The sequence below is a fragment of the Streptomyces sp. NPDC052016 genome (assembly GCF_044548445.1).
Classification (GTDB): Bacteria; Actinomycetota; Actinomycetes; order Streptomycetales; family Streptomycetaceae; genus Streptomyces.
In genome coordinates, this window is sequence record NZ_JBIUBX010000038.1 from 78,430 (window position 1) to 84,429 (window position 6,000).

The 6,000-nt window shown below is 74.6% G+C and carries 3 protein-coding genes; 2 read left to right on the forward strand and 1 reads right to left on the reverse strand.

From position 1 onward, the window contains the following. Positions 1-125: 125 nt before the first annotated feature. Positions 126-1,460 carry a 4-aminobutyrate--2-oxoglutarate transaminase gene (gene gabT / locus ACIHAR_RS36315; protein ID WP_365466117.1) on the reverse strand — a complete coding sequence of 445 codons (1,335 nt, stop codon included), beginning with the start codon at positions 1,458-1,460 and terminating at the stop codon, positions 126-128. 288 nt (positions 1,461-1,748) lie between these two features. Between gabT and ACIHAR_RS36320 the strand changes: the two genes are divergently transcribed. Next, positions 1,749-4,175, forward strand: a complete 2,427-nt coding sequence (locus ACIHAR_RS36320; protein WP_400023477.1) for an ATP/GTP-binding protein — start codon at positions 1,749-1,751, stop codon at positions 4,173-4,175. 103 nt (positions 4,176-4,278) lie between these two features. After that, on the forward strand, positions 4,279-5,856 hold the full coding sequence (locus ACIHAR_RS36325; protein ID WP_400023479.1) for a PucR family transcriptional regulator: 1,578 nt from the start codon (positions 4,279-4,281) through the stop codon (positions 5,854-5,856). Positions 5,857-6,000 lie beyond the last annotated feature (144 nt).

Consider the following 6,000-nt stretch of genomic DNA (forward strand, 5'->3'; position numbering starts at 1 on the left):
ACAGGCCGAACCGCCTCCCGCCATCCACCTCGCACACCTTCTTCACACGCTCTGCCCGGCCCGGAATCACACGCTCTGCCCGGCCCGGGAACGCGCCCGCCCCGGGGCGGGCGCGGGCGCGCGGCTCAGATGCGGGCGAAGGCCTGCTCGATGATGTCAAGACCCTCGTTGAGCAGGTCGTCACCGATGACCAGCGGCGGCAGGAAGCGCAGCACGTTGCCGTAGGTGCCGCAGGTCAGCACCAGCAGGCCCTCCTGGTGGCAGGCCTTGGCCAGGGCGGCCGTCGCCTCCGGGTTCGGCTCCTTGGTGGCGCGGTCCTTGACCAGCTCGATGGCGATCATCGCGCCACGGCCCCGGACGTCGCCGATGATGTCGAACTTCTCCGCCATGGCGGTGAGGCGGGCCTTCATGATCGCCTCGATGTTCTTCGCCCGGGCGTTGAGGTCGAGCTCCTTCATCGTCTCGATGGAGCCGAGTGCGCCGGCGCAGGCCACCGGGTTGCCGCCGTAGGTGCCGCCGAGGCCGCCCGCGTGCGCGGCGTCCATGATCTCGGCGCGGCCGGTGACCGCGGCGAGCGGCAGACCGCCGGCGATGCCCTTGGCGGTGGTGATCAGGTCCGGGACGATGCCCTCGTCCTCGCAGGCGAACCACTGGCCGGTGCGGCAGAAACCGGACTGGATCTCGTCGGCGACGAAGACGATGCCGTTGTCGGCGGCGAACTGGCGGATCGCGGGCAGGAAGCCCTTGGCCGGCTCGATGAAGCCGCCCTCACCGAGCACCGGCTCGATGATGATCGCGGCCACGTTGTCCGGGCCGACCTGCTTGGTGATCTGGTCGATGGCCTGGGCGGCGGCCTCGGGGCCGGCGTTCTCCGGGCCGGTCGGCCAGCGGTAGCCGTAGGCGACCGGCACACGGTAGACCTCGGGCGCGAAGGGCCCGAAGCCGTGCTTGTACGGCATGTTCTTGGCGGTCAGCGCCATCGTGAGGTTCGTCCGGCCGTGGTAGCCGTGGTCGAAGACGACGACCGCCTGGCGCTTGGTGTACGCACGGGCGATCTTCACCGCGTTCTCGACGGCCTCGGCGCCGCTGTTGAACAGCGCGGACTTCTTGGCGTGGTCACCGGGGGTGAGCTCGGCGAGCGCCTCCGCGACCTCCACGTAGCCCTCGTAGGGGGTGACCATGAAACAGGTGTGGGTGAAGTCGGCCAGCTGGGCGGAGGCCCGGCGTACGACGGCCTCGGCGGAGGCGCCGACGCTGGTCACCGCGATACCGGAGCCGAAGTCGATGAGGCGGTTGCCGTCGACGTCCTCGATGATGCCGCCGCCCGCGCGCGCGGTGAACACCGGCAGCACGGAACCCACGCCCTGCGCGACCGCGGCGACGCGGCGGGCCTGCAGCTCCTGCGACTTCGGGCCGGGGATGGCGGTGACGACGCGGCGCTCCTGCGGAAGTGCGCTCATGGGGGGCTCCCTAGTGATCTTGCGTACCGGGTGGTCCCGGTGTTCCGGGGTGCGTTTTTCGGACGCATTACTTCTTTTCTCGCAGGCTAGGACGGTGAGGGAGGGGTGGGCATGCTCCATGTGGGCGTTGTCTTCGATGCCGGTTGTCCGCCGTGGACATAGCCGGGGTGCCGCCGGCCGGCCGGTCCCCGGAACGGCCCCGGGCGCGTAAGCGGTGAACTCCCCTTGCCGGGGCGTTAGATTGACTCGGCGACGACGGACGGAACGGCTGGTCAGGGGGCAAGCGCGATGGACAGCGACGGGACGCAGGACGCCCGGGGTACGCATGCGAATCCTGTGCCGCGCCCGGCGGGGCCGCCCGAGCGCCCCGCGATGCCGCCGGAGAAACCCCTGGTGCCGCCGCGGCCGGCCCGGGCGCCGGGTCCGGCACCGCACCCGACCGAGCAGGCGGCACAGGCCGCGTCACCCCCCTCCGCCGTGGCCGCGTGGCTGAACGAGAGGCGCCCGGCCGCCCGGCCCGGCATCTGGCGCTTCGGCCACCGGCAGCCCAAGGCCACCCGGTCGGCGGAGCGGCTCGCGCCCGTCACCGTCGTCGGCATGCTCATCCCGCTGGCGGTCGCCCTGGTGCTGTGGTCGCTGTGGCGGCGCGGCGGCATTCCCTACCAGTTCGCGCCGCTGCGGCTGTTCACACCGGACGACTGGTGGTGGGGCGGCACGCTCGCCTCCCCCAGGACCATGGAGGGCGCCGAGGCCCGCGTGGTCTACGACGGCGTCTTCTTCGCCCTCCTGGTCTGCGCCATGGGCCGGCTGGGCGGCTGGCTCGACGCCGCGCGCCACTTCGTCGGCCGTCGGCCCCAGCCCGCGCGGGCGCTGCTGGCCCTCCTGTGCGCGCTGGCCGCGCTGAGCTTCGTCTTCCCCCGCGCCTTCCCGGGGGTCGGCTGGGACGCCCTGCCGGTCGTCGACCCGCTGTTCTCGCTCATCGTCCTGATCTCCGGCAGCTACGAGCTGTTCGCCTCCCCCACGTTCACCGACGCGCTCTACGCGGTGATCACCCTGCTGGTGGTGTGGCCGTTCGCGCTGCTCGGCGGCTGGTGGCCCCTTCTGAAGGCACGCCTCGCCGCGCGGAGCGCGGGCCCCGACCGGCCCGTTGTCGCGAGCGTGGAGCGGCCGCGCGCGCAGTGGCCCGAGCTGCGGGACGCCGGGCAGTACGAGGCTGCGGACGTGCTGACCGCCGAGGTCGCGGCCGGGCGGATGAACGACGTGGACTGCGCGCGCGTCACGCGCGCGTGGGCGGCCGGACAGCCCGGCTTCCGGGAGACGGTGCTGCGCGAGGGGGGCGCCGCCTGGACGCATCCTTCCGGCGACCGCGACCTGCCCCGGCGCCGCGCGCGCCACGACCTGCTGGCAGGGCAGGTCCGCATCGGCCGCTGGGTGCCCGCCGAGCGCACCCCGCTCGCCTACCACGACGCGGGCGCCGCGCTCGGTCCGGACGTGCTGGGCACCTCGCTGCTGGCGGTCGGGCCGTCCGGCTCGGGCAAGACGCGGACCCTCGTCGAGCCGCTGACCGAGGCGCTGGCGCTCCAGGCGCTCACCGGGGGCTGCGCTCTCGTCGCGGTCTCCTCCCCCGGAAGCCCGCTCGGCTCCGACTCCTCGTTCGACGTGATCGTAGGGATCGGGGACCCGTCGTCCGTTCACGACCTGGACCCGTACGCCGGGTCCGACGACCCCGACGAGGCGGCCGCCGTGCTCGCCGAGGCGCTCGTGGGCGACCTCGACACCGTGAACGGCCAGAGCGCGGCCACGGCGCTCGCCCAGTTGCTCGGCCCCTACCGGGCCGTGCACGGCCGCTTCCCCGCCCTGCCCGAGCTGCGCGAGCTCCTCGAGGGCGAGTCGGCGGCGCTGTCCGCGCTGCGGGAGGCCGCGGCCGGGAACGAGGTGATGCGCCGTGAACTCGACGCGCGCGTCCGTCAGACGGGCACGCCCGGCGACCCGGGCCGGGCCCTCGCCGACCGGCTCGCACTGCTGAACCGGCCGGTCTTCGCGGAGTTCTTCGGCGGGGGTGCGCAGGAGGGCGCGCACCGGGCCTTCTCGCTGCGCGCCGTCGCCCACCACCCCCTGCGGGTGCGGGTCGACCTGCCCGAGCGCGGCCACGAGGAGGCCGCCCGGCTGATCACCCGGCTCGTCCTCGCCCAGTTCCACGCCGTCGTGCGCGAGGGCCGCCGCACCCACTTCGCCTGCCTGGTGCTCGACGACGCGACGGGGACGGTCACCCCGGAGTCCGTGCGCCGGATCCAGCGGCTGCGCTCGCAGAACGCGGGCGTGGTGCTCGCGCTGCGGACCGTCGCAGACGTCCCCGAGACGCTGCACGGGCCGCTGTACGGGGCGGTCGGCTGCCGGATGGCGTTCTCCGGCATCACCACCTGGGACGGCAGCCGGTTCGCGCAGACCTGGGGCACCGAGTGGGTCGAGACCACGGAGGTCGCCAAGCACACCGTCTTCGCCGACCAGCCGATGACCCGCGCGCTCCACGCCCTGCGCAAGCTGGTCACCGGAAAGGCCGTCACGACGGACGCGGTGACCGTGCGCCAGGTCGAGCGGGAGCGGTGGTCGGCGTCCCAGCTGGCGCACGAGGTGCCGCCCGGGCACGCGGTGCTGTCCCTGACGACCGTCGAGGGCGAGCACGCTCCGCCGCTGCTGGTGGACCTGCGCGGCTGATAGGCCGAACGGGTGACGTACGGAGACCGTACAGTGAGGCAGAATCGACCCAGGACGTTCATACGCGACGGCCAAGAGATCACCTCACCGACCTGAAGGCCCCATGCCTCCCACGCTCTCCTCGCTCGTCCACCACTCCGCGCTGAAGCTGACCGTCCGCGCGGGCGAGGACCGCCTGGACGTGCCGGTGCGCTGGGCGCACGTCAGCGAGCTCGCCGACCCCGTCCCGTACATGGAGGGCGGGGAACTGCTGCTGACCACCGCGCTGAAACTGGACGCGGAGGACCCCGAGGCCATGCGGCGCTACGTGAAGCGCCTGGCCGGGGCGGGGGTGGTGGGGCTCGGCTTCGGTGTCGGCGTCAACTACGAGGACGTCCCGAAAGCCCTCGTGGACGCGGCGGAGCAGGAAAGCCTGCCGCTGCTGGAGGTGCCGCGTCGCACGCCCTTCCTCGCGATCAGCAAAGCCGTCTCGGCGGCGATCGCCGCCGACCAGTACCGGGCCGTGACGGCCGGGTTCGCGGCCCAGCGGGAACTGACGAAACAAGCGCTGACGGACGGCCCGGAGGGCCTGCTCGCCGCGCTCGCCGCACAGGTCGACGGCTGGGCGGCCCTGTACGACGCCTCCGGCGCCGTCGTCGCCGCCGCGCCCGAGTGGGCCGGGCGGCGCGCGGCGCGGCTCACGGCGGAGGTGGAACGGCTGAGGGACCGGGCCGCGCCGGCCTCCGCGGTCGTCGGCGGACCCGAGCACTCCGACCACGACGACCGGGTCGAGCTGCACTCCCTCGGCACCGGCCGTCGGCCGCGCGCGGCGCTCGCGGTCGGCACCGCCGCGGCGCTCGGCACGGCGGAGCGGTACGCCGTGCACTCGGCGGTCGCGCTGCTCACCCTCACCACGGAACGCTCCCGCTCCCTGCACGCGGCCGAGCAGCGCGTCGGTGCGGCGGTGTTGCGCATGCTCCTGGCGGGCGAACCGGACCACGCGCGGGCCGTCGCCGGGGACCTCTACGGCGGTCTGCTCGACGCGCCCTTCCGGGTGATCGTGGCCGAGTCGGCGGACCCGCTGGGCGGCCTCGCCGAGACCGTGGAAACGGCGGCCGCCCGGGCCGGGGAGGCCGTGCTGGTCGTGCCCGAGGGCGGCGAGCGGCTGGTGGCGGTGGCCGCGGACGGGGGTGCGGCGGTGGGGGCGTGCGGGCAGTACGCGGCGGCGATGGAGAACGCGCGCGCCTCGGGCAGCGCGCGTGAGGGCGGTGACGAGGACGAGCTGGTCGTCGGCCTCTCCGCGCCCTCCGGGCCGATCGCCGCGGCCGCGGCCTACAAGCAGGCGGAGCAGGCTCTGTCCGTGGCCCGGCGGCGTGGCCGCGTGCTCGTCGAGCACGAGCAGCTCGCGGCCGGCTCGGTGCTTCCGCTTCTCGCGGACGACGCGGTGAAGGCCTTCGCGGACGGTCTGCTGCGGGCCCTCCACGAGCACGACGCGACCGGCCGGGGCGACCTGGTCGCCTCGCTCCGCGCGTGGCTCTCCCGTCACGGGCAGTGGGACGCGGCGGCGGCCGATCTGGGCGTTCACCGTCATACGCTGCGGTACCGGATGCGGCGTGTGGAGGAGATCCTGGGGCGTTCGCTGGACGATCCGGATGTGCGGATGGAGTTGTGGCTGGCGTTGAAGGCCACGTCGGCGGAGTAGGTGGTCGGGGCCGGACCGCGTGCGCGGTGCCTGCGGCGGCTGGCGGGGTGCGCCTGCGGGGGGTGGGTGGGTCGGGGGGGGGGGGGGGGGGGGGGGGGGGGGGGGGGGGGGGGGGGGGGGGGGGGGGGGGGGGGGGGGGGGGGG